This window comes from Nocardia puris (assembly GCF_036051655.1).
Classification (GTDB): Bacteria; Actinomycetota; Actinomycetes; order Mycobacteriales; family Mycobacteriaceae; genus Nocardia; species Nocardia puris.
The window spans coordinates 6,193,347-6,215,807 of the sequence record NZ_CP107943.1; the positions used below are offsets into that span (position 1 = coordinate 6,193,347).

A 22,461-nucleotide genomic window follows, 5' to 3' on the forward strand; every position below is an offset into this window, starting at 1 on the left:
TTACGGGGTAAGGCTGTCAAGAGCTGGGAGACTTACCGCGTACGGTAAGTTGGTTCGGTATGGGCACCGATCAACGGCCCCGCCTGAGCCGGGGGCAGATTCTGCGGGCCGCCGTCGCGCGGGCCGACCGCGACGGCGTCGGCGCGGTCACCATGCGCAACGTCGCCGCCGACCTCGGGGTCGAGGCCATGTCGCTCTACCACCACGTGGCGAACAAGGCCGAACTGCTCGACGGGATGGTCGAGGTGATCGTCGAGACCATCAACGAGGCGGTCGAACCGCTGTCCGCCGACTCGCCCGCCGAATGGAAACCGGTGCTGCGCCGGCGAATTCTCACCGCGCGCGCCGTCCTGCTGCGCCACACCTGGGCGCCCGCGCTGATCAGCACCCGCTCACCGATGACCCTGTCACTCATCACCTACTTCGACGCGCTGCTCGGCCTGTTGCGCACCGGCGGCTTCTCCTACGACCTGGCCCACCACGCCATGCACGCCCTCGGCAGCCGCGCACTGGGCTTCACCCAGGAACTCTTCGAGTCCTCCGGCGCCCCCGACGACGAAGCCGCCACCGCCGAACTGGCCGCCATGGCCGACCGCTTCCCCAATATCGCCGGCATGATCGCCGCCGGCGCCCACGAACACGGCGACGCCGGGTCCACCCTCGGCTGGTGCGACGACCAGTCCGAATTCGAGTTCGGCCTCGACATCATCCTCGACGGCCTCGAGCGGCTACGCGCGGGCGACCGCGATTCCCGGCCGGTCACGAGCTGAACAGAATCGCCCTACCCGTTCCGGGACAAGGGAATCGCCGGTTCACCGTCGACGCCACACCGTGCCTCGGCGTTCGTATTCGAGCAGTGCCTCCACGGAAACGGCCAGTTCGGCACCGAGTTCGCGTTCCACCAGCCACAGCGCGAGATCCAGTCCGGAGGTCACCCCGCCCGCCGTGACCAGGTCGCCGTCGTCGACCACCCGGGCGTCGACGAGGATTCCGCCCTCCAGATCGGCGCGCACACGGCGATGCGTGGTGCACGCCCGATTCCGGGTGATCCCGGCCGCCGACAACAACATCACTCCGGTGCACACCGCGGCGATCGTCAGCTCGCCGCGCCGAATATCGGCCAGTGCCGAGGGAGTCCGGCCGCGCGCGATCTCGGCAGGCACCCCCGGACTGCCCGCGGGCAGACCGTAGCCGCCGCCGGGGACGATGAGCAGATCCGCCCGAGCGGGATCGAGCACCGCTTGCGGCGTGATCGCCAACCCGGACATCAACGTCACGACCGACGTTGCGGGCATCGAGACGACACCTCCACCCGTCCGCGCCTGCCGAGCCGCGAGGCGTAGTGGAAGACCTCCAAGGGGGCAGGCACAGATCCAATCCCGCGCACACCCCGGCTGAGGTGAGCACCCGGCCGTTGTCCACGAGCAGGACGTCGGACCGGACGCGCACCGCCGGGTAGCGCGCGGCCAAGGACCGGGCGGCGCGCCAGTGTGTGGTGGCCGTCAGCCCGTCCAGCACACCGGCCGCGGCGAGCACGAACGCGCCGGTGCAGATGGACGCCACCCGGATACCGGACGCGGCCGCCTTCGCGATCACCTCCACCACCGCATCCGCGATGTCGCCCTCCACATCCCGGATGCCGGGCACCACGACGGTGTCCGCCGTCAGCATGTCGTCGAGCGGATAGGGCGGCACGAGCTGGAACACGGTGTCCGCGCCGGCCGCAGAGGCGGAAGGGCTGTCACCGCAGACGCGCACCTCGTAGAGGGGTGACCCGTCCGGCCGGCTCGCCAGGGCGAAAGTCTGGCAGACGGTGGTGAGATCGAATCCGACGGCGCCGTAGAAGGCCGCCACCGCGACGCGAGGCATACGCGCGAGCTTACCCAGCGCCTTTCGTGTGCCAGGCGGCACCGAATCTGGCCGGAATCCCGCGAAATCTGTCCTCGATCACCCTTGCCGACGCCGGGCGCACCGGCCGATAGTGGGCGCATGGCGACCGCTCACCCGGATATCTCCGATTTCCTCAAATCGCGCCGCGCCCGCGTCAAGCCCGAGGACGTGGGGGTGGTGACCACGCGGAACCGGCGTCGGGTCGCGGGATTGCGCCGGGAAGAACTCGCCCAGCTGGCCGCGGTCAGCGTCGACTACTACACGCGGCTGGAACAGGGGCGCGCGGAGCGGGTGTCCGACAGCGTGCTCGACTCGATCGCGGACGCCCTGCTGCTCGACGACGTCGAGCGCGAACACCTGCACCGGCTGGCCAATCCGCCCAGACGGCGGCCGTCTCCGACGCCGGGCGTGCACACCGGATTGCGACTGCTGCTGCGCGACCTCCCGGAGCGCCCGGCATTCGTGCTGGGCCGCAGGATGGACGTCCTCGCGTGGAACTCTTTGGCCCGCAAGCTGATCGCCGACTTCGGCACGCTGGCACCCGCGCGGCGCAACCTCGCCCGCCTGGTCCTTCTCGACGAACAGGTCCGCCGCCTCTACCCGGACCGGGAACTCGCGGTGTCGAACGCCGCGGGATTCCTGCGCCGCGACCTCGGCCTGCACCCCGACGATGCCGAACTCGGCGCCCTCGTCGCGGAATTGAACGCGGGCAGTGCCGAATTCCGCCGGAAATGGAGTCAGCACACCGTGAGCCGCAAGAGCAGCGGCGTGAAGAAGTTCGACCATCCGCGCGCCGGCGAATTCGAACTCTCGTATCAATCCCTCGAGCTGCCGGGCAGCCCGGATCAGATCCTCGTGGTCTACTCACCCCGGACGCGGTCCGAGTCGGACAAGCTGCGCGAACTGGCGGTAGGTGTCGGGTCCATTCCTGAATGAGCACAACACCTTTCGAAACGGCCGCCGAGCACGCAGCGGCGTCCTCGAACCACTTGCCCGGAAATCGGCGGCATCGAGCCGGCTCTCGGCCCGTGCGGACCCGCATCGCGCCCCGCGACGGGCTCGGAGCGGGTATCAACCTTCCGTCGCCAGCGCTCGGACGGCCCGCACACAGGCGGGCACCAGCGGGTTGACCGAGGTCCGCGGCCAGGCCACCGCGATCCGCAACGGGTCGAGGTCGGTGACGGGACGCCAGATCAGCTCGGGGTGGGTGTAGGCCGCCATCGAGGCGGGTCCCAGGTTCCACAGGATCGGCTCGTCGCGCAGGTCGGCCAGCGTCAGGGCCGGCCGGGCGGCCAGCGGAGGCGACGCCGACCTGGCCACCATGCGTTCCTCGGTGGCGACCACGGCGGTGTGCAGCCCGGAGGTGTCCGCGGGCAGCCACAGAAACGCCACATCCACCAGTCCCTGTACGACCAGATCGCCCAGGACTACCCCGTCGGACGCATCGTGCGCGCCGAGGAGATGGCCGCCGTCGCGATGTTCCTGGCCTCCGACGACGCCGGCGCGGTGCTCGGCCACGACCTCGACGCCTCGGGCGGCTACCTCACCGGCTGACATCGCCGCCCCGTAAAGGTGGTCCTGATGAACCTACGGTAGGCATGTCCTTCCGCTCGGGCGGGTGTTGGCCGGGTGGGCGGTGCGCGGAATCGTCGGAACCGCAAGTGGAATCGACGAACGAGGACACCGAATGACCAGCTCTCCCTTCTCCCGGCGCGATGTATTCCGGGCCTCGGCACTCGCTCTCGGTGCCGGAGTGGTGACCGCCTGCGCACCCGACAGCGCGGCACCGGTCGCGACTCCCGGCGCCTACGCGCACAACATCGAGGCGGTCGGCTATTGCGATCTGGAAGGCCGGCCCGGATTCAAGATGGCCGTCCGGGAGTCGCGCGGGCGCTGGTACCTCTACCTCGGCCACTTCTGGCACTCCGGCTGGAGCGTCGTGGACGTCACCGACCCGGAACGCCCCGAAGTCGCGGCCTTCGTGCCCAGTCCGGACAACACGTGGACCCTGCAGGTCGACCTGCACGGCGACCTCATGGTCACCGCCCTCGAACAGATCTTCCCGAACTTCGGCGGCGTCCCCGAGGCCGCGTTCGAGGAGGGCATCTACCTGTGGGAGATCAGCGATCCGGTGCGGCCGGCGCGCTTGGGGCACTTCCGGACCGGCGGCACCGGCACCCACCGCAACCACTATCCCGGCGGCCGCTACGTCCACCTCGCGGCCGGGATGCCCGGCTATCGCGGCAATATCTATCTCATCGTCGACATCGCCGACCCGAGAAACCCGGTCGAGGCGGGCCGGTGGTGGGTGCCCGGCCAGCACGCGGCGGGCGGCGAAGCCATGCCACCCGGCCGGGCGGCCGAAGACGGCCACCTCGCCACGGGGAGCCCGTGCTGTTCGGCCGGACACGACGTGTCGCTGCACGGACCCGCCTACGTCAGCGGCCACCACGCCTACCTGCCCTACGGCGGCGCCGGGATGGTCGTGCTGGACATCGCCGACGTGTCGCGCCCGCGACAGGTTGGGCATCTGTCGTTCAGCCCGCCGTTCCACTCCCGCTTCGGCGTGCACGGCATCCTCCCGGTCCCGGAGCGGGGGATCGCGTTCGTGAACTCCGAACACACCCACTACGCCGAGGGCGCCGCGCACCACGCCTCGATCGTCGACATCCGCGATCCATCGAATCCGTATCTGCTGTCGCTGTTCCCGGAACCGGTGCCACCGCCGGACGCGCCCTTCCGCGACTTCGCCACGCGCGGCGGCTGGCGCGGCCCGCACAACATCAACCACCACCAGCACCACCCTGACGTGCAGCGCCAGGGTGACCTGTTCTACATCGCCCACTTCAGCGCGGGACTGCGCGTCTACGATGTCGCCAACCCCTACGCGATCCGCGAGACCGGCTACTTCCTGCCGCCCGATCCGACCCACCGGTACGGCCCCATGCCCGAAGGCGCACTCGTCACGCAGACCGAAGACGTCGTCGTGGATCGCCGCGGCTACCTCTACATCACCGACAAGAATCAGGGCCTGTGGATCCTCCGGTACACCGGTCCGCGAACGTCGTAGTACTCGCCGGGTGTCACGAGTCGGCGGGACGGGCGTCTCCCCAGTACTCGTGCAGGGCGCTGAGGCGATCTCCCTCGGTCTCGACGATGATGATCTCGCGATTGCGATAGGCGGCCGTGGACGGTGAGATGCCCTGGGATCGGTATTCGTAGATCACCCGCGTCCCGACGACATCGGTGCGAATCCTGGTGCCCGACACCCGGTTTCCGGAGCGTCCGTGGTGCAGCGCCCAGTCCTCGATCCGGCGACGGCCCTCGGTGCCCTCGAAGGCCCCGCGGGCCGGCTCCTCGGGGAACCGGAAGCTGAACTCGTCGGTGAGGACGGCGAGGAAGGGATCCCAGTCCCCGCTGCGCCACCCGGCGTCGAAACGGTCCATGGCGGCGTCGGCGACATCGCGCACGTCGTGCTCCTCCGCGCTTCCGCATCCGGCCAGGGCGACGACCACCAAAGCCGCGCAGACCAGACGACGTGCCCTCGTGCCGGGGGACGACACTGTCGGGCTACCGGCGAGTCCGTCGGGATTCCTCGCGTGTCGTCGACGCCGACCGTGCCGCCGGACGGAGTGACCTTGCTGCGAAGCGGCGTGCCGTGCGCGAGTTATGCTGTGATTCAACGCTATTCACCTGCTCGAGGGATTGTCCGGGCGGCGATCAGTAGTGCTCGAAGTAGTACCGTGGATTCGCCTTGGTGCCGCCCTTCTCGAAGCAGGGCCCGGCCCACTTGACCTTCTCGTCGTCGATCGCGGACTTGCGAGCCGACTCGCAGGACGATTTGCTGTCGTAGGGGCCCGCGGCGCCGTAGGCCACGGGAAGCACGGGTCCGGTGAGGTCGGGCGCCGCCGACGACAAGGTGGCCGGGGTCAGGGTCGCGCCGACGGCGAGGCCGAGCAACAGGATCGGTTTCGCGAGAGTTCTGAACACGGGTGGTCCCTTCGATACGTCGGCTACCGCCGAGCCGATCTGCCGCCACCCTAGAGCCGATGCGCGTCCCCAACCTGGTCACGATATGACCAGGATGCGGGCGTGCGCGCGGACGACGATGGCCCCATGAAGACCCCCATCGCTCAGCGCGCACTCGTCCTCGCGGCCGCCGCGCTCGCCGTCAGCGCGCCGGCCGCGCACGGCGAGACGGCCCCGCACCCCACCCCGCACGGCCCGCAAGCGCCCGCCGACCACGCCGAAGGGCCGGCCAACCTCGACGCTCTCGCGGCGACCGTCCGTCCCGACCGGGGCACCGTGGCCGGTGTGACGGTGGAATTCGACCGCACCAGCCGGACAGAGTCGGGCGAGAAGCCCTCACCCGCAACGCAGTTCGTGTTCCTCTTCGATCGCTCGATCCACCTCAACCCCGAGGCGTTCCCGGTGTGCGCGCGGGAGGTGATCGCCGCCGACGGGATAGGTGCGTGCCCGCCGGGCTCGAAGGTGGGGGAGGGACACGCTGAGATCTACTCGCAGGGCGAGGCGGACGTCTTCGTGTTCAACACCATTCACGCCGACGGCGGCCGAGGCGTCCTGATCACGATCCCGGCCACCGGCGCGATCCTCGCCAACACCTTCGAACCCGTCGCGGCACCCTACGACGGCGAGTACGCGTGGGGATCGGACGAGATCCTGCCCTCGGCGCTGCCGCCCTCGCAACGCTCGGCCACCACGCGGTTCCGGGTCTCCTTCGGCGCCACCCACACCGACGCCCGCGGCACCCACAGCTTCGTCGAATCGCACGCCCTGCCCGGGCAGCAACTTCGGTTCGGACTGTGGAGCCGCTTCGTGAGCGGGCAGACGATCGTGCCGACCGCGACCACCACGCGCCCCCTGCCCTGGTGATCAGCCGGTGCAGCCCGCGGTGGTGTCGAGGGCCGAGACGGTGAACGGCAGCTCCGGTGTCTCGTCGCGCAGTCCGGTGTTGTACTGACTGTTCACCACCAGCAGCCGGTCCCCGGCCAAGCGGGCGGTGCTGGGGTGACGGAAACCGGGATCGGTACGGGCACACACCTGTTCGGCTGCGGCGAGATCTGGAGCGAGCCGCAGGACCGAGACCTGTGGGCGGGGATTCAGCGGTGAGAGCCCTCCCTGGACGACGTAGAGCGTGTCCGCGTCCAGGACCAGGCCGTCGCCGCCGTACGCGCGGGTGCCACCCGTATGGAGCTCGGTGACCTCTTGCGTGTTCCGGTCGATGCGGTAGAGGCCGCCGGTCATGCTGTGCACGGTCAGCAGGGCGTCGCGGCCGGCCGCGACGATGCCGTTGAGGTTGTGACCGTCCACGCGCGGCACCGGCGTATCGGCGAGGTTCAGCCACGGCCGCATCTCCCAGCCGCCGCTGTGCTCGGTGACCCGATAGATCACGTTGGCCATCGAGTCGGTCACGTACGCGGAGCCGTCCTCGGCGAGGGCGACGTCGTTGACGAATCCGCCCGCCACACCGGGCAATTCGGCGAGGAGCTCACCGGTGGCGATGTCGTGGATCCACAACCGCGCGGTCGGGCCGCCACCGATGAACAACCGGCCGTTCCCGTCCGCCGCCAGTCCGCTGGTCGTGGTCCGCCCGCCCGATCCGCCGGGCAACCACGGCGTGGCCTCCGGGTTGTCGAGCCGCCCGCGGAAGACCGTGCCGTCGCGGGTGCTGCCGACGAAGTACTCGGCGGTGGGCTCGTGGTAGGCGATCCCACCCGGGAACACTCGATCCCCGGGCACGATATAGCGGTCGGGGGTCGCGGGGGCGGGTTCCGAGCCGCATGCCGCCAGCATCCCGGCCAGCAGGAGTGTGGCGCCCAGCCGTCGCGCGCCTTTCGTGTGTGGAAGTCTCATGTCGGCGAAAGTAGGCCCGGATTTTGCGCGGTTGCAGGACGTGGCGTGCCCTGGTCGTGGGGAGGTCTTCGTGGTAGGGGTGGGCGGCTCGGAGACGTCGGTGTTGTCCGCCTCGTCCGGCAACAGCGCGTGACACACCAGCGGCGTACTACGGCCGACCCCGCATCGCGTCCACCGCCGCCAGGGGTCGCGTGTCCGCGCCGGTTCGCGGTCGACAGTGCGCTCTCCTTCGGCGGGTAGCTGTCTAGTAGGCTACCGTGAAATGCCTTTGCCCACTGGCATTTTCGAGCGGGATACCTCTTCCTTCACCACGGTGGCGACAACGAGTTGCGGACGAGTGGGCGCGGGAAGCTGCCCCGCGACGATCGCGGCCAGCGACAAGGCGAACCCCACGAGCTGCACCGGCCCGAGCGACTGGCCGAGCAACACGGCTCCCAGCACCGCCGCGACCAGCGGCGAGAACAACCCGAGCACGGCCACCGAATTCACCGGCAGGGTGGTGATACCGCGGAACCACACCACGTACGCGAGCAGGCCGCCGAACAGACCGAGCCAGACATAGCCCAGCGCGGCACCGCCGTCGATCGCCGGTGGCGCACCTTCGAACAGGAACGTGACGGGCACCAGGAACAAGCCACCCGCCGTGAGCTGCCATCCGGCCAAGGCCGTGGGCCCCACGCCGTCCGGGCGTCCCCACCGCTTGGTCAGCGTCACGCCGAGCGCCATCGACGCCGCACCGGCCAACCCCGCCGCGACGCCGACGGCATCGAGCCGGGCGGCCGGCCCGATCACGACCAACCCCACGCCCGCCACGCCGATCGCGCCCCAGAGCAACCGCCACGCCGACCACTTCTCTTGCAGCACAACCACGGCCAGCACGGCGACGATCATCGGCTGCGCCGCCGCCAATGTCGCCGCCACACCACCCGGCAGTCGCTCGGCGGCGAGGAACAAGAACGGGAAGAAACCGCCGATATTGAGCACCCCCAGCACCGCCGCTTTCCACCACCAGTCGCCGCGCGGCAGCATCCGGGTGATCGCCACCGCGATCAGCCCGGCGGGCAGCGCGCGCAGCAACCCCGCAAACAAGGGGTGCCCCGGCGGGAGGAGTTCGGTGGTGACGACGTAGGTGGTGCCCCAGACGAGCGGGGCATACGCGGTGAGCGCGATGAGCGGGAAGTTCCCGGCGGAAGCACGTGGACTGGTCACCCTCGAAGTCTCGCCCGCCGGTATCAATGAGTCCAACACATGTTTGTCACCGTATCAATCGTGATTCATGATTGATCGGTGGAACTCCAGCAACTGCGCTACGTCGTCGCCGTCGCCGAGACGAACAATTTCACCCGCGCCGCCGAACGCTGCCTGGTGGTGCAGTCCGCGCTCAGTCACCAGATCGCCCGTCTGGAGCGCGAACTCGGCGCGCGGCTGTTCGAACGCACCAGCCGTCGCGTCCGGCTCACGCCGGCCGGCGAGGCGTTCCTCCCCGCCGCCCGGCAGTGCCTGGACGCGGCCGACCGCGCGGTCGCCGAGGTCGCCGCGGCCCTCGGCGAGGTGCGCGGGCGTCTGGCCGTCGGGGTGATCCCCACCGTCGCCGCCGTCGACATCCCCTCCGCGCTGCGGGATTTCCGCGCGCGGTATCCGGACGTGCGGGTGAGTCTGCGCGTCGGCGCCAGCGAAGAACTCGCCGCCCAGGTCGAGGACGGCGCCCTCGATGTCGCGTTCCTCGGCCTGCCGCCCACCGCGCGACCACGCGGCGTCGCCGTCCACGAACTCCTGCGCGATCGGCTCATCGCCATCGTCGCCCCGGACCACCCGCTCGCCGGGGAATCCTCCGTCGACATCCGTCGCTTCGCTACCGAGGTCTTCGTGGACTTCCCGGCAGGATCGGCGGGCCGGGCCCAATCCGACCTGGCGTTCGCGGCCGCCGGCATCGACCGGGAGGTGGCGTTCGAGGTGACCAGCCCGGGTTTCATCGTCCGGCTCGTCCAGCAGAACCTGGGCGTGGCGATGCTGCCGTCGGCGTGGTCACCGCAGCCCAGCGGTGTGGTGCGGCTCGACGTCACCGACGCCCCCGCCCGCGTCGAGTACGTCGTGTGGAGCCGCTCGGGCGGCACACCGGCGGCGACCGCGTTCCTGGCGGCGCTGGGGATCGAGGCGGCGCCGGACCTGTCGTGACGGTGAACGCCCCGCGCGTCCCGCTACGATTCACCGGGTGTCGAGCGTATGCAGCTACCCGGGATGCACCAGGCCCATCACGCGCGGGGGAGGGCCCGGTCGTCCGTCGGAGTACTGCGACCATCCCGAGCACACGCGGTGGCGGGCGTGGCGGGAAAGGCAACGGCAGCAACAGGAGTCGCAGGCACCCGCGGGTTCCGTCACTGTGACGCCCGCGGGTCCGGTGACGGTGGCGCGGGCGCGCGCCGACGAGCTGCTGGTCCAGTTCCGCGGGCTGGCCGAACAACTCTCGGCGAATCTGAACGCCGCGGTCGCCGAACTGTCCACGCTCGCCGACCCTTCCGTCGCCGAGGCCCAGGTGCAGGCCGTGCAGGCCGACGCCGCGCGCCGCATCGCCGAAGCCGAGATGACCGCCGTCGCGGCGGAACAGGCGCGCCGCGACGCCGAAGAGTCCAGGGCGGCCGCCGAATCCGCCGCCGAGGACGCGACCCTCGCCGCAGAGCGCGCCGAAGCGCTGGTCGCCGAGGCGAATACGGCCCGCGAGGACGCGTTGCGGGAAGTGGAGCACGTCACGAAGCAGGCCGCCGACGACGTGTTCGCCGCCCGCAGCGCCGCCGAAGCCGAAGTCCGCGCGGCGCGCAAGGAGGCCGCCGACGATATCGAGCGGGCGCGGCAGCAGGCCACCGAGGACGTGGAGAAGGCGCGCCGCAAAGCCGCTGCCGAGATCGAACAGGTCCGTACCGACGCCGCCCAGCGCATCACCGCCGCGAGCGCCGAACGCGACCTGGCCGTGCAGCGCGCCGCCGACGCCGAACGCGCCATCGAACGCGCCGAACAGGTCGCCACCGAACGCACCGAGGCGCTCGCCGAGACCCGCGCCGAACTCGCGCGCCTGCGCGCCGAACTCGACAGCACGCGAAGCGAACTCGCCGAATTGCGCCGGACCGCCGCGGCCGAGGCGGACACCCGGCGCGCGGAGGCGGCGGCCGCGCTCGACCGGGCCCGCTCCGAAGCCGCCGAACGCATCGCCGCGCTCGACGACGCCCGCGCCCAAGTCCTCGCGCGCGCCGAACGTGCCGAACAACAGCTCGACCGGTTGCTCGCCGAGAGCGACACGGCGCGACCGGTATTCACCGGCGAGAGCGGATAGGGTGCGGAGATGGCTGTCATCCATCGCACCACCATGACGCCCAGCAAACCGGAACTGCTCGCGCGCTGGCTACCCGCGCGACCCTGGTTCCGCGGCGGCGCGACGCCGGTCCTCGCCAGGGCGGGCGGGTTCCGGTTGGACGATCCGGCGGGGGAGGTCGGCATCGAGTTCGTGTTCGTCACGGACACGTCGAGTGGCGAACCCGTCACCTACAACCTGCCCATGGCCTATCGCGGCGTACCGCGTGACGGTGGCGCGGATTCACTCATCGGCACGTCCGAGCACGGTGTGCTCGGCACACGATGGATCTACGACGGCACGCGCGACCCGGTGGTGGTCGCGGTGCTGGCCGACCTGCTCGCGGGACGCGCGGTGCCGCAGGCGCAGAACGAGAGTGACGCACCCGACCCGACGGTGACCGTCACCGATCCCTTGCCGATCCCCGCGCCGACGGAATTCACCGTCACCGACGATGCCGCCTCGACCGTGATCACCACACCGCACGCGTCGTTGACGCTGCCCCGAGTACTGCGCGCCTCCGAGCCGTCGGGAACGGTCGTGCACGCCCCTTGGCGGACAGGCGAAATGACCACTGAGCGCGGCGTCGTGCTCGTGGCACACGCTGCCGGGTAGCACGACACGCCGCCCCGCACCGCCTGACCGGCCGGATGTGACCCTCTTCGCAGAAATGTGGCTAACCAACGGTTAACTATGTGGTTCGGTCATATCATGTGCCTATGCCCGGAAACGAAGGTGAGGGGCGTGTCGAATCACGGGTCCGTGGGGGACGGGAAGTGGTTCTGGTCGCGGGTCTGTGCTCGATCGCCCTCGGCGTGCTGATGGCGGTGTGGCCGGAGAAGTCCGTGCCCACCATGGAATTGCTGTTCGGCCTGTACCTGTTGATGAGCGGGGCCGCGCAGATGTGGCTCGCGTTCGGCGCGAAATTCGCGGTGCCGCTGCGCCTGCTGATCGCGGTGAGCGCGACGCTGTCGATCGTGATGGCCGTGCTCTGCCTGCGCGGCGGCAATTCCGTGCCGCTGCTGGCGATGTGGGTCGGACTGAGCCTGACGGTGCGCGGCGTCGTGCACGCCACCGTCGCCGCCTGGGACGACGGCCTCGCCGCGGGCGGGCGTCACGAACTGTTCGGCCTGTTCAGCATGGTGGCAGGCATCGTGGCGATCATGGTGCCGCTGGAGCGGCTGGAGACCCTCGGTTTCGTCATCGGCGGCGGACTGGTGGTGCTGGGCGCGCTGGAGATGCTGTTCGGCCGGGTCCGCGTGCGGGCGGTGACGCTGCCGGACACGCCACGGGTGGCGGTGCCGCCCAACTGAACTGGCGGGTCGCGCGCGCAGCGGGTTCACTGTCTCTATGGCACCCACGGATCAGCGGCGCAGCACCCCACGGCCCCCGGCGGCCGGTCCGACCACGTCACCGGCCGAACTGGTGGTGGTGACGCACGGCGAGTCGCGGCCCATCGGCCCGATCGCATTGCGCGAGAACGCTGCGGGTGAATCGCATCTGGCCACGCTGCTGCCCGCCGGTGCGCGTCTCGCGCGCGTCTTCGGCCCGGCCAACCGGCTGCCCGGCCGCCTGCGCGGCACCGATCAGGAGGACGTCGGCGCCGACCACCTCGATGCGATAGCCGACACGTTGCTCCACGACGACGCGGTCGCCGCCGCCTACGTCAAACCGCCCGCCGAACCACCCCTCGCCCCGTTGTCGGCGCCCACCCGGTCCGAGGCCGACACGCCCCCGGCCACCCCGAATTTCGAAGCCCGCCAAGGCTATCTGGACGATGCGCCCAACGGCATCGGCGCCCGCTGGGCATGGACGAAACCCGGCGGGCGCGGCACCGGCGTGCGGGTGATCGATATCGAGGGGGCGTGGCGGTTCACCCACGAAGATCTCACCCAGAACCAGGGCGGCGTGATCGGCGGGCAGACCGACGATCCGGGCTGGCGCGACCACGGCACCGCGGTGGCCGGTGAGATCAGCGGCGACGTGAACGCTTACGGCATCACCGGGATCGCGCCCGAGGCCAATATCCGCGCGGTGTCGGTGTTCGACAACGGATCGGCCGCCGCCATCCGCACCGCCGCCGACGCGCTGTCGGCGGGCGACATCATCCTGCTCGAACTGCACCGTCCCGGCCCGCGCCGCAACTACCGCGCCCGGCCCGACCAACTCGGCTACATCGCGATCGAGTGGTGGCCCGACGATTTCGCCGCCATCCGCTACGCCGTCGCGCGCGGCGTGATCGTCGTGGAGGCGGCGGGCAACGGCGCCGAGGACCTCGATGCCGCCCTCTACGACCTGCGGCCCACCGGTTTTCCCCAGAGCTGGCGCAACCCGTTCCGCGGCGGCGCCGACGATTCCGGCGCCATCCTCGTCGGCGCGGGCGCGCCACCGCCGGGCACGCACGGCCGCGATCACGGACCGGCCCGATCGCGTCTGGACTTCTCCAACTACGGAACCCGCGTCGACGCGCAGGGCTGGGGCCGGGAGGTCACCACCACCGGCTACGGCGACCTCCAGGGCGGCAGCGACGAGGACTACTGGTACACCGACGAATTCAGCGGCACCTCCAGCGCGTCCCCGATCGTCGTCGGCGCGATCGCCGCCTACCAAGGCATCACCGGCACCCGGCAGACGCCGTCGGTGATCCGCGATCGGCTGCGTGCCACCGGTTCCCCGCAGACCGCCGCGCCGGGACGTCCGGCCACACAGCGGATCGGGGCGCTGCCCGATATCGCCGCCCTGGTGGGTGAACACGAGGGTACTGGGTGATGTCTCGCGGTGGAGGCGGGATTGAACTCTGGGCGTTGCCGAGTGGGGAGGGGTTCGCGTCGCGATGGATCGTTCCTAGGCGGGATGTCGGGCTGCGGCAGGGCTTTGAGCAGGGGCGATAGGGGAGTGCGCGGTCCGTCGGGGTGACGGCCGGAAGGGGTTCGCGCGCACCCGAATCGGCAGGTGATGCGGGTTCGCGCCGAGTGTCGGCATGCCCGGAATGCCGGTATGGTTTCGGCGCGCGCGGCCCGGGTGTGGGTGGCGCGCGAGCCCGATCGAGCCGTGACACCGAGGAGATTTGGTGGCTGTCGACACCACCCGTGAAGAACAGGCCATGCGCCGGTTGACCGACAGCCTGGTCGCCACCTACACCCCCGCGCATACCCCCGAACACGTCGAGGCCGTGATCGACGGCGCGCACGCCCGCTTCGCCGACAGCCCCGTGCGCGAGTTCGTGCCGGTCCTGGTCGAGCGGATCGCGCGCGGGACCTTGGAAACCGGGGAGCCCGCCGCCGAGCCGGAGGAGGTGACCGAACGGATCAGCCTCGGCACCTCGGCGATCGATGCCGACACGCACAGCGCGCCAGAGCCGGATCCCTCGGACGAGCCGACCCGCGTGCTGGTGCCCGGCGGGAGCGGTGCCCGGTCCGAAAGCGTGGGAGACGCCGGGGACGGGTCGCCGGAATCCGGGGCCGCAGAGGCGGGTGAGTCCGAGTCGACCGCTGCGTCACGTCCGGGTGCGGACGGTGCGGAGACGGCGCGGTTCGACCAGGTGGCGAGCGGCCCGGTCGCGGCCGGCGCTGTAGTGGCCGCTGCGGGGAACGGTGTCGCCCGACCCGGTGCGGCCGAGGGAAGCACGACAGTCGACCCGGCGGCGGAGTCCGCCCGACCCGGCGAGCCCGCGGAGTCCGCCGAGGACCCTGCCGGAACCGATTCGCGCGCCGAGGGTTCGGAGACCGGCGCTCCGGGCGCCCCCGGCCAGACAAACGCTGGCGAGGTCGAATCCGGAACGGCGTCCGCCCTTTCCAGCGAACCCGAGAACCGCGGCTCCACTCGTCGCGACACAACCCGCCCCGGTCCGAAGCACGGCGTGGTCGGCGCCAACCCGCTCACCAAACGCTCCCTCGCCCTGATCGGGGGCGCGCTGGCGGTGGTCGCGGTCGTGATCGCTGTGCTCGTCCTGCGCCAGCCCGGCGCGGAGCCCGCCGCCGGACCCGCCGCCGAGCCGGTCATCACCCTGCGCGGGCTCGTCGGCTCGGAAAAGATGGCGTTCTTCGCCGATCCGCGCGTGGCCGAGGCGCTGGCGGCACACGGCCTGGCCGTCGACGCCACTCCGGCCGGGTCGCGCGAGATGAGCGGTACCGCGCTGGACGGCTACGGGTTCGCGTTCCCCGCCAGCGCGCCCGCCGCCGAACGGATCCTGCGCGAGCGCGGCCTCACCGCCAAGCACACGCCGTTCTCCTCGCCCATGGCGATCGCGACCTTCCGGCCGATCGCCGACCTGCTCACCGCCGCCGGTGTGCTGCGCCCCGGCCCGGCGCCCACCTTCGACATGGCGCGCTACCTCGAGCTGGCCGGACGCAACACCGAATGGGCGCACCTGCCCGCCAACACCACCTACCCGGTGCGCAAGAACATCCTGGTCTCCACCACCGATCCGCGCACGTCCAACTCGGCCGCCATGTACCTGGCCATCGCCGCGTTCGTCGCCAATGACCACGCGAACGTGCAGGGGCCCGAGGCCGAGCAGCGGGTACTGCCGCTGATGGCGCGCCTGTTCACCGGGCAGGGGTTCGCGGAGAACTCCAGCGCGGGGCCCTTCGAGCAGTACCTGTCGGGAGGCATGGGTCCCTCGCCGCTGGTGATGATCTACGAAGCGCAGTTCATCGAGGCCGCCGCCGACGGACGCATCACGCCCGACATGGTCCTGACCTACCCGTCACCGACGATCCTGTCCACGCACACCCTGGTCCCGCTGGACGAAGCGGGCGACCGGCTCGGACGCCTGCTCTCCACCGACCCGGAACTGCGCCGCCTGGCGGCCGAACACGGCTTCCGCACCGGCGACACCGCCGAGTTCGCCCGCGTCGCCGCCGCCCAGGGTGTGGCCGCGCCCGCCGACCTGATCGACGTGATCGACCCGCCCACCCTCGAGACGCAGGACCGGCTGCTCGACGGAGTCACCCAAACCCTGAACTGATAGCCGAAATGTTGCGTTCCGGCCGCCGGTGACGATCACCCCCGTATGAGAGGGATCGTCACCGGCCGCTAGGAGCCACGCATGTTCGGACTGCACACCCACGATCGCGCCCGGCCGCCCGCCGCGTCCACCACCACCGTCGCGCCCGCGATGGTGGTGTTCGGCACCGGTACCGACTGCTACCTCTCGCACCTCCCGTCGTTCGAACCGCCCTCCGACGTGCAGGCGATCGTGTCGGTCGACCTGGACGAACGCGGACGCGGCGCGCTCGGCGCCGATCTGCGCGTCGGTTACCTCGGCAATCACACCTTCGTCGGGGACGGTTTCGTGCCCGCCGACCTCGACCCAGCATCCGAACGGCCCGTGACCGAGTTGCGCGGCACCCTGTTCCGCGGTGACCCGCGCCGGGGATGTCCGATGATCGCCACGGGTGTGCTGGCGACCGTGCGGTCGGTGGTCTTCGCCGCCCGGCTGGAGCCGTTCGGACTCGCGGGACGGCCCACCCACCTGTGCTTCGGGCGGCCGGGCCACTGGTACCTGGCGCATCGGATCGGGCGGCGGCCCAGTTTCGACCAGATCGCGGCGGTCCGGCGGGTGCCGGGCGGCGTCACCGATCTGCTCGGCGAACCGCGCTCGGACGAGGTGTTCGCCGGCGGTTTCGCGGTGGCGCAGCCGGTGATCCTCGGGCAGCGCGAATTCCACGGGCAGCGGTTGCGCACCGGGGAAGTGGTGGTCGCGGCGTTCCGGGCCGACGCGGACGGGCAGCGCGGTCTGCTCGCCGAGTTCGAGGTCGAGCGGCAGATCCATCTGGAAGTCGGCGATCTGAGCTGACGGATCACTCTTTTCGGCTACGCGGGCTACCTCTCGAGGAGTACACGCGCACGTGCACGCGGTGCGCGAAATAGCTCCGGTGGGGGACGCGGCGGCGCGGCGGGCGTCGTTACGGTCGGTCCATGTCCGAATCCGTGCTGCCCGCAGCCACTTCCGCCGGTCGGCGGATCGACGAGCTCGACATGCTGCGCGGGTTCGCGCTGTTCGGCATCCTCGTCACCAACGTCATCGTGGCCACCTCGCTCTGGTCCTTCCAGGGGACCCGCGAGCATCCGGTGCCCACCTTCCAGGGGCCGATCGACAACGCGGTGATCGGTGTGGTCGACGCCCTGTTCTCCGGGCGGTTCTACCTGCTGTTCGCGTTCCTGTTCGGCTACTCGTTCACCTTGCAGATCGCGGCGGCGCAGCGCGCGGGCGCCTCGGCCAACGCGCGGCTGCTGCGCCGGTGCGCGGCCTTGCTGGCGGTCGGGCTCGCGCACGTGTTCTTCCTGTGGGTGGGCGACATCCTCACGCTCTACGCGGTGCTGTGCCTGCTGCTCATCACGATGCGCAAGATGCGGCCGCGCACGGCCGTGATCACCGGTGTGGTGCTGTACGCGGTGTGGTCGCTGTGGGGTTTCGCGTCCGACACCGGCTCCGACGTGAAGGGGTTCGGCGAGATCATGGACCTGCCCGCGATCGGTGACCGATATCTGGGCAGTTTCACCGACACACTGCAGGTCCAGCTCGAGACCGCGCCGCTGTTCCTGCTGCTGATCTGGTTCAGCCAGGGCGTCACCAGCCTCGCCATGTTCCTGCTCGGCATGGCGGCGGGCAAGCGCGGACTGTTCCAGGATCGGGAGACGACTGACCGGCTCGCCCCGCGCGTGCTCGCCCTCGGCCTCGGTGTCGGCCTGCCCGTCTCGGCGATCACCTTCGCCGACAAGGTCGACTGGCTGGACGCCCCCGGATTCTGGTTCGGGATCCAGCAACTCGTGAACCCGCTCATGACATTCGCCTACATCGCGGGCATCATCCTGCTGGCGCGCGCGGCGCGCTACGCGTCGGCCACCGCCTGGCTCGCCCCCGCCGGCCGCATGGCGGCCACCAACTACATCGGCCAGTCCCTCGTCCTCATGGTCCTCTACACCGGCTACGGCTTCGCCCTCGCCGACACCATCCCACCCGCCGGCGTCCTGGCCCTCGCCCTCCTCACCTACGCCACCCAGCTCCTCCTCAGCACTTGGTGGTTGACTCGCCACCGCTACGGCCCCATCGAATGGCTCCTCCGCGCCGCCACCTACCTCCAACGGCCGCCATGGCGCACACCCGCACCCGCCCACGCGAGGAAAGAGTGAGAGAGCAGCGATTCAGCGTTTCCGGCCCGAACCACACCGCGACTCGATCCGCAGGCTGGGCGGGTCCGGTTCGCGAGCGAGGGGATGTGGTGCCCGACTACCCTCGGTATCGGCACCACCGCCGGCATCGCGGGGCAAACGGTCTGGTTGGTCGCGGCGTTACGGCGCAACGGCTTCCGATGGAGTTGGCGGGTGCGCCCCGTGCCGTACACGTGGCGTCCCGTGCGATCGGGGATACCGGTCCTGGGCTGGCTCCTGGGATACGCGGTGATCAGCCAGATCGGCGTCGTCGTCGGCCGGGTCGACGACGACGCCGCCCGGCTGATCGGCCTGGCGGTAGCCTGCTCGGCGTTCGGGCTCGCTCCGTTCGCCGGTGATGTTGCAGATGCGAGTGTTCTACGCCTACAACGACACCCGCACACCGACGGCGATCAACATCGTCATGGTGGTGACGAAGGTGGCCACGCTCGCGACGGCGGCGACCGTCCTGCCGGATCAGGCCGTCGTGCGCGGGGCCACGACCCGGCGGCTCAGCGCACCCCACCGGCGAACGGCATGGCCCGCCATTGGTCGAGGGCGGGTTTCACGTACTCGATGATCGCCGGGAGCTGCGGCGCGAGGGTGAGCACGGCGATCGCGCGGAGCATGCCGACCGCGTTGGCGAAGCCGAGGACATCCTCGCGCAGCGTGCGCAGTCCGCGGTGTTCGGCGCCACGGTTGTAGGCCGCTTCGAGCTCGGGACCCAGCCCCGCGAGATCCCACTCGACGGGACCCAGCGTCACCAGCTCGAAATCGGAGAAGCGATACCCGTCCACACCCTGAAACACGTTGGCGGGCGGGGAATCACCGTGGATCGGTTGGAGATCGACGCCCGGGAAAGCGTTCTCGAACGCGGCGCGCGAGCGCACGAGCGGCTCCAGGATCTGCCACTCGCGACGCGCCCGATCCAGATCGTCCGCACCGATGAGGTCGGGGAAATCCGCCAGCGCCGCAAGGCTTTCCGTGACGAACTCGGGCTCGGCCGAGGATAGGAACGTCAGCGGACCCGGATACTGGCGCAGGGCGGCGTGCAGTTCGGCGGTGAGGTCGGAATTGGCCGTGTAGTCGGGCGTCACAGTGCGATCCTCGGCGACGAACTCCCAGAACGTCATCGAGAACCCGCCGCGCCGCACGGGTTCCCGCGGCACGAGCGAACTGGGCGGGATCACGGGCGTGCCCCGCTCGGCGAGCCACCGCGCCACCGCCAACTCGGCCCGCTGACGCCGCGCCAGCGCCGCCGGATCCGTGGACGGCGGCAGCACGGTCGGGATCCGCGCCACCACGGTCGCCGGCGCGAGATGCACGACGACGGAGAACACGTCGTGCAGCACGGCCGCGTCGGTGACCTCGAGCCCCAGGTCACGCCCCGCGCCGACGGCCGCGTCCACCGCGGCGGCGGTGCGGCGGGCGAGATCCTCCGGGCTCAGGAAGGTGGTCATCGGGTGATCGTGCCACGCCGGCCTCAGCCTTTGCGGGTGCGACGCCGGCCACTGGCCAGCAGCACCGGGTCGAACTCGGGGTCCGACCAGGATTCGGCCAGCGCGACGCTCAGCTCGCGCCCGGCCGTGACGTGGGTGAACGCGCACGCGGCCGCGCCCTCGGCATCACCGGCCGCGATCAGGTCGAACAGGTGCTCGTGCTCGGAGCACTGCTCACCCGGATCGCGCGACGCCGTGAGGTGGAACAACCACTCCGTGCGCGCGGCCAGCGGCGCCGTCAGCGTGGTGAGCAGGGGATTGGCCGCCATCTCGATGATCTCCGCGTGAAAGGCCGCGTTCGCCGCCGCGATGCGCGGACGGTCACCAGCCGCCGTCGCCGCGCGCGCCTCGTCCAGTCGCCGCGCGAGCGCCGACACCCCGACCGCGGTCGCGCGCTGGGCGGCCAGCCGAGCCGCCAGTGATTCGAGTGCTTCCCGGACGTCGAAGAGATCGGCGACGTCGGCGGGGGAGAAGGTGGCGACCAGCGCGCCCTTGGACGGGACCAGCAGCACCAGTCCGTCGGCGGCCAGCATGCGCAGCGCCTCCCGCAGCGGAATCCGTGAGACCTCCAGGTCGGCGGCCAGATCCCGCTCCACGAGCCGGGTCCCAGGGCGCAGGTCCACCTCGACGATACGGCGCTTGAGGGTCTGGTAGGCGCGGTCGCGCAGGGAGGCGGGAGCGGTCACGGGATTCCACATTAGCCACCTCCGCGACGGGTTTTCGTGGCCGAAACACGGACGGAATCCGTCCGCCACACCGGCAGGGCAACTTAACGGTATACCAATAAGGAGGTGCTCGTGGTCGCTGCCCTGGAGCTGACCGGCGTCGGCAAGACCTACGGCGCGGTGCGCGCGCTGGCCGGCGTCGACCTGACCGCGCACACCGGTGAAGTGCACTGCGTGCTGGGCGAGAACGGCGCGGGCAAATCCACGCTGTGCAACCTGGTCTACGGCGGCGCGACCCTGGACGAAGGGAGCATGCGCCTGCGCGGCCGCCCCTACGCGCCGCGCCGCCCCGCCGACGCGCTGCGTGCGGGAATCGCCATGGTGCATCAGCATTTCAGCCTGGTCCCGAACCTCACCGTCGCGGAGAACCTGTTGCTCGGCGAGGGCCTGCGGCTGCGCCTGCCGCGCCGCGAACTCGCCGCCCGCGCCGCCGCGCTCGGTGACCGCTACGGCTTGCGCGTCGATCTCGACGCCCGCGCGGGCGCGCTCGGCGTGGGGGAGCGCCAGCGGGTCGAGATCGTGAAATGCCTGCTGCGCGAACCGGAACTGCTGCTGCTGGACGAGCCGACCGCCGTGCTCGCGCCCGCCGAGGTGGACGCGCTGCTCGACACCTGCCGCCGCATCGCTGCCGACGATCGCGCCGTCGTGCTGGTCACCCACAAACTCGGCGAGATCGAGCGGGCCGGCGATCGCGCGACGGTATTGCGCGGCGGCCGGGTGACGGGATCGGGCCCGCTGCGCGAACTCGGCCGGAACACGCTGGTGGAGTTGATGATCGGACGCGAGGCGGGCGCGCTGGACTCGGCGCTCACCACCGGCGTGGTCACCGCCCGAGCGCCGCGCGCGATGCCGAAAGGCGAACCGGTGCTGCGCATCTCCGGCCTCCGGCTGGATCGCGGCGACGGCGGCCGCGCCCTCGACGACCTGGATCTGACCTTGCGACCGGGGGAGATCACCGGCATCGCGGGCGTCGAGGGCAACGGGCAGAGCGAACTCGTCGTGGTACTCGGCGGCGCGCGACGCCCCGGCGGCGGCAGCATCACCCTCGACGGCGTCGACATCACGCACGCCCCTCCGGCCCGGCGCACCGCGCGCGGACTCGGTGTCATCCCGGAGGACCGGCACCACGAGGGCTGCATCCCCGCCATGAGCGTCGCCGAAAACCTCTATCTGGGCAGGCTTTCCGACTTTCGCCGCCGCGGTCTGCTCGACCGGCGCGCCCTGCGCACCGCCGCCGCCCGCACGATCGAACACCACGGCATCACCGCGCCCGGCCCCCGCGCGCCGATGCGCACGCTCTCCGGCGGCAACCAGCAGAAGGTGGTGGTCGCGCGCGAACTCGCGCTCGATCCGCTGCGCTGCCTCGTTGCCGCGCACCCCACGCGCGGACTGGATCTCGGCGCGGTGGACAGTGTGCTGCGCCGTCTGCGCGCCGCGGCGGCGTCCGGTGCGGCGGTGCTGGTCATCTCCCACGAAGTGCCGGAGCTGTTGACCCTCTGCGACCGCATCCTTGTCGCCTATCGCGGCCGCCTGCACGGCCCGGTCGATCCCACCGACCCCGGCGCGCCCGACATCATCGCCCACCTCATGCTGGGCACCGCGTCATGAGCACAGAGCGCGCGGCTCGGGCGAGCACAGCGCGGCGGACACCGGGCAGGGGTCTCCAGATGCGGCGGCCGTCCAGCCGTGCCACACAGGCCCGCGCATACCCGGCGGACGATCCATCCCCGCCGCTAGAGGGCATCGCCTCGGTCTGGGCGTCGGCGAGCACCTACTGGGAATCCGGCGCCCACAACCCGGCCAGGGTGGCGAAGCGCTCGGTCCACTCCGCCGGCGCGCGCCCACCGCTCAGCTCGCGCGGGATCTCCACCGCCTCGGCGTGCTCAGCCCTCGACCCGAAGTACCACGAATTCCTGTGGCGCTCCGGCCAATTGCCATCCAGCGAGACACCTCCCGCAGACACCCCAGTACGCCC

The 22,461-nt window shown here is 71.0% G+C and carries 23 protein-coding genes and 1 pseudogene; 14 read left to right on the forward strand and 10 right to left on the reverse strand.

Going from position 1 to position 22,461, the window contains the following annotated elements:
* Positions 1–59 precede the first annotated feature (59 nt).
* Entirely contained in the window at positions 60–770 is a 711-nt protein-coding gene (locus OHB21_RS28615; protein ID WP_067501800.1) for a TetR/AcrR family transcriptional regulator C-terminal domain-containing protein, read from the forward strand.
* A 42-nt stretch (positions 771–812) separates the two neighbouring features.
* Here OHB21_RS28615 and OHB21_RS28620 read toward each other — a convergent pair whose 3' ends face one another.
* Positions 813–1,295 carry a DJ-1/PfpI family protein gene (locus OHB21_RS28620; RefSeq protein ID WP_084537222.1) on the reverse strand — a complete coding sequence of 161 codons (483 nt, stop codon included), beginning with the start codon at positions 1,293–1,295 and terminating at the stop codon, positions 813–815.
* 130 nt (positions 1,296–1,425) lie between these two features.
* A pseudogene (locus OHB21_RS28625) lies at positions 1,426–1,869 on the reverse strand (DJ-1/PfpI family protein); the annotation flags it as partial.
* Positions 1,870–1,989: 120 nt separating this feature from the next.
* Here OHB21_RS28625 and OHB21_RS28630 point away from each other — a divergent pair.
* Positions 1,990–2,826, forward strand: coding sequence for a helix-turn-helix transcriptional regulator (locus tag OHB21_RS28630; RefSeq protein WP_195124199.1), 837 nt, complete (start codon positions 1,990–1,992; stop codon positions 2,824–2,826).
* Between the two features lie 135 nt (positions 2,827–2,961).
* Here the strand turns inward: OHB21_RS28630 and OHB21_RS28635 are convergent, their stop codons facing one another.
* Positions 2,962–3,315, reverse strand: coding sequence for a LysR substrate-binding domain-containing protein (locus OHB21_RS28635; protein ID WP_228801654.1), 354 nt, complete (start codon positions 3,313–3,315; stop codon positions 2,962–2,964).
* On the opposite strand from OHB21_RS28635, the gene OHB21_RS28640 reads away from it, so the two are divergent.
* On the forward strand, positions 3,241–3,444 hold the full coding sequence (locus OHB21_RS28640; protein WP_198161646.1) for an SDR family oxidoreductase: 204 nt from the start codon (positions 3,241–3,243) through the stop codon (positions 3,442–3,444). The two genes, OHB21_RS28635 and OHB21_RS28640, sit on opposite strands and share 75 nt — an antisense overlap.
* A gap of 133 nt (positions 3,445–3,577) precedes the next feature.
* Positions 3,578–4,960, forward strand: coding sequence for an LVIVD repeat-containing protein (locus tag OHB21_RS28645; protein ID WP_195141958.1), 1,383 nt, complete (start codon positions 3,578–3,580; stop codon positions 4,958–4,960).
* A gap of 13 nt (positions 4,961–4,973) precedes the next feature.
* On the opposite strand, the gene OHB21_RS28650 is transcribed toward OHB21_RS28645, so the two are convergent.
* Positions 4,974–5,360, reverse strand: coding sequence for a nuclear transport factor 2 family protein (locus OHB21_RS28650; RefSeq protein WP_147265756.1), 387 nt, complete (start codon positions 5,358–5,360; stop codon positions 4,974–4,976).
* Positions 5,361–5,610: 250 nt separating this feature from the next.
* Entirely contained in the window at positions 5,611–5,880 is a 270-nt protein-coding gene (locus tag OHB21_RS28655) for a hypothetical protein (protein ID WP_195124201.1), read from the reverse strand.
* 126 nt (positions 5,881–6,006) lie between these two features.
* Between OHB21_RS28655 and OHB21_RS28660 the strand changes: the two genes are divergently transcribed.
* Positions 6,007–6,783, forward strand: coding sequence for a hypothetical protein (locus OHB21_RS28660; RefSeq protein ID WP_067502154.1), 777 nt, complete (start codon positions 6,007–6,009; stop codon positions 6,781–6,783).
* Here the strand turns inward: OHB21_RS28660 and OHB21_RS28665 are convergent, their stop codons facing one another.
* Positions 6,784–7,764, reverse strand: coding sequence for an NHL repeat-containing protein (locus OHB21_RS28665; RefSeq protein ID WP_195124202.1), 981 nt, complete (start codon positions 7,762–7,764; stop codon positions 6,784–6,786).
* 252 nt (positions 7,765–8,016) lie between these two features.
* Positions 8,017–8,973 carry an EamA family transporter gene (locus OHB21_RS28670; protein WP_195124203.1) on the reverse strand — a complete coding sequence of 319 codons (957 nt, stop codon included), beginning with the start codon at positions 8,971–8,973 and terminating at the stop codon, positions 8,017–8,019.
* Between the two features lie 78 nt (positions 8,974–9,051).
* On the opposite strand from OHB21_RS28670, the gene OHB21_RS28675 reads away from it, so the two are divergent.
* From OHB21_RS28675 to OHB21_RS28710, 8 genes are all read left to right on the forward strand, one after another.
* Entirely contained in the window at positions 9,052–9,939 is an 888-nt protein-coding gene (locus tag OHB21_RS28675; protein WP_195124204.1) for a LysR family transcriptional regulator, read from the forward strand.
* A gap of 205 nt (positions 9,940–10,144) precedes the next feature.
* Positions 10,145–11,089: a coiled-coil domain-containing protein gene (locus OHB21_RS28680; RefSeq protein ID WP_195124205.1), complete on the forward strand. Its 945-nt coding sequence runs from the start codon at positions 10,145–10,147 to the stop codon at positions 11,087–11,089.
* 9 nt (positions 11,090–11,098) lie between these two features.
* On the forward strand, positions 11,099–11,722 hold the full coding sequence (locus OHB21_RS28685) for a maltokinase N-terminal cap-like domain-containing protein (protein WP_195124206.1): 624 nt from the start codon (positions 11,099–11,101) through the stop codon (positions 11,720–11,722).
* 104 nt (positions 11,723–11,826) lie between these two features.
* Positions 11,827–12,420 carry an HdeD family acid-resistance protein gene (locus OHB21_RS28690; RefSeq protein WP_195124207.1) on the forward strand — a complete coding sequence of 198 codons (594 nt, stop codon included), beginning with the start codon at positions 11,827–11,829 and terminating at the stop codon, positions 12,418–12,420.
* A 37-nt stretch (positions 12,421–12,457) separates the two neighbouring features.
* Entirely contained in the window at positions 12,458–13,876 is a 1,419-nt protein-coding gene (locus OHB21_RS28695; protein ID WP_328436195.1) for a S8 family serine peptidase, read from the forward strand.
* Between the two features lie 301 nt (positions 13,877–14,177).
* Positions 14,178–16,076, forward strand: coding sequence for a three-helix bundle dimerization domain-containing protein (locus tag OHB21_RS28700; RefSeq protein ID WP_324191953.1), 1,899 nt, complete (start codon positions 14,178–14,180; stop codon positions 16,074–16,076).
* A gap of 81 nt (positions 16,077–16,157) precedes the next feature.
* Positions 16,158–16,907: a hypothetical protein gene (locus OHB21_RS28705; RefSeq protein WP_067501762.1), complete on the forward strand. Its 750-nt coding sequence runs from the start codon at positions 16,158–16,160 to the stop codon at positions 16,905–16,907.
* Positions 16,908–17,029: 122 nt separating this feature from the next.
* Positions 17,030–18,244, forward strand: a complete 1,215-nt coding sequence (locus OHB21_RS28710; RefSeq protein ID WP_195124209.1) for a DUF418 domain-containing protein — start codon at positions 17,030–17,032, stop codon at positions 18,242–18,244.
* Positions 18,245–18,774: 530 nt separating this feature from the next.
* Here the strand turns inward: OHB21_RS28710 and OHB21_RS28715 are convergent.
* Both OHB21_RS28715 and OHB21_RS28720 read right to left on the reverse strand, forming a co-directional pair.
* Complete coding sequence (locus OHB21_RS28715) at positions 18,775–19,722, reverse strand: phosphotransferase (protein WP_195124210.1); 948 nt, start codon at positions 19,720–19,722, stop codon at positions 18,775–18,777.
* 23 nt (positions 19,723–19,745) lie between these two features.
* Complete coding sequence (locus OHB21_RS28720; protein ID WP_232331582.1) at positions 19,746–20,447, reverse strand: GntR family transcriptional regulator; 702 nt, start codon at positions 20,445–20,447, stop codon at positions 19,746–19,748.
* 111 nt (positions 20,448–20,558) lie between these two features.
* Here OHB21_RS28720 and OHB21_RS28725 point away from each other — a divergent pair, with 111 nt between their 5' ends.
* Entirely contained in the window at positions 20,559–22,094 is a 1,536-nt protein-coding gene (locus OHB21_RS28725; protein WP_067502145.1) for an ABC transporter ATP-binding protein, read from the forward strand.
* A gap of 163 nt (positions 22,095–22,257) precedes the next feature.
* Here the strand turns inward: OHB21_RS28725 and OHB21_RS28730 are convergent, their stop codons facing one another.
* Positions 22,258–22,449: a hypothetical protein gene (locus OHB21_RS28730; RefSeq protein ID WP_067501751.1), complete on the reverse strand. Its 192-nt coding sequence runs from the start codon at positions 22,447–22,449 to the stop codon at positions 22,258–22,260.
* Between the last annotated feature and the right edge of the window lie 12 nt (positions 22,450–22,461).

Coding starts and splice junctions, on each gene's coding strand:
- OHB21_RS28615 (WP_067501800.1), top strand. CDS start 60: ATGGGCACCGATCAACGGCCCCGCCTGAGCCGGGGGCAGATTCTGCGG.
- OHB21_RS28705 (WP_067501762.1), top strand. CDS start 16,158: ATGTTCGGACTGCACACCCACGATCGCGCCCGGCCGCCCGCCGCGTCC.
- OHB21_RS28715 (WP_195124210.1), bottom strand. CDS start 19,722: ATGACCACCTTCCTGAGCCCGGAGGATCTCGCCCGCCGCACCGCCGCC.
- OHB21_RS28695 (WP_328436195.1), top strand. CDS start 12,458: ATGGCACCCACGGATCAGCGGCGCAGCACCCCACGGCCCCCGGCGGCC.
- OHB21_RS28685 (WP_195124206.1), top strand. CDS start 11,099: ATGGCTGTCATCCATCGCACCACCATGACGCCCAGCAAACCGGAACTG.
- OHB21_RS28710 (WP_195124209.1), top strand. CDS start 17,030: ATGTCCGAATCCGTGCTGCCCGCAGCCACTTCCGCCGGTCGGCGGATC.
- OHB21_RS28630 (WP_195124199.1), top strand. CDS start 1,990: ATGGCGACCGCTCACCCGGATATCTCCGATTTCCTCAAATCGCGCCGC.
- OHB21_RS28645 (WP_195141958.1), top strand. CDS start 3,578: ATGACCAGCTCTCCCTTCTCCCGGCGCGATGTATTCCGGGCCTCGGCA.
- OHB21_RS28690 (WP_195124207.1), top strand. CDS start 11,827: ATGCCCGGAAACGAAGGTGAGGGGCGTGTCGAATCACGGGTCCGTGGG.
- OHB21_RS28665 (WP_195124202.1), bottom strand. CDS start 7,764: ATGAGACTTCCACACACGAAAGGCGCGCGACGGCTGGGCGCCACACTC.
- OHB21_RS28660 (WP_067502154.1), top strand. CDS start 6,007: ATGAAGACCCCCATCGCTCAGCGCGCACTCGTCCTCGCGGCCGCCGCG.
- OHB21_RS28620 (WP_084537222.1), bottom strand. CDS start 1,295: ATGCCCGCAACGTCGGTCGTGACGTTGATGTCCGGGTTGGCGATCACG.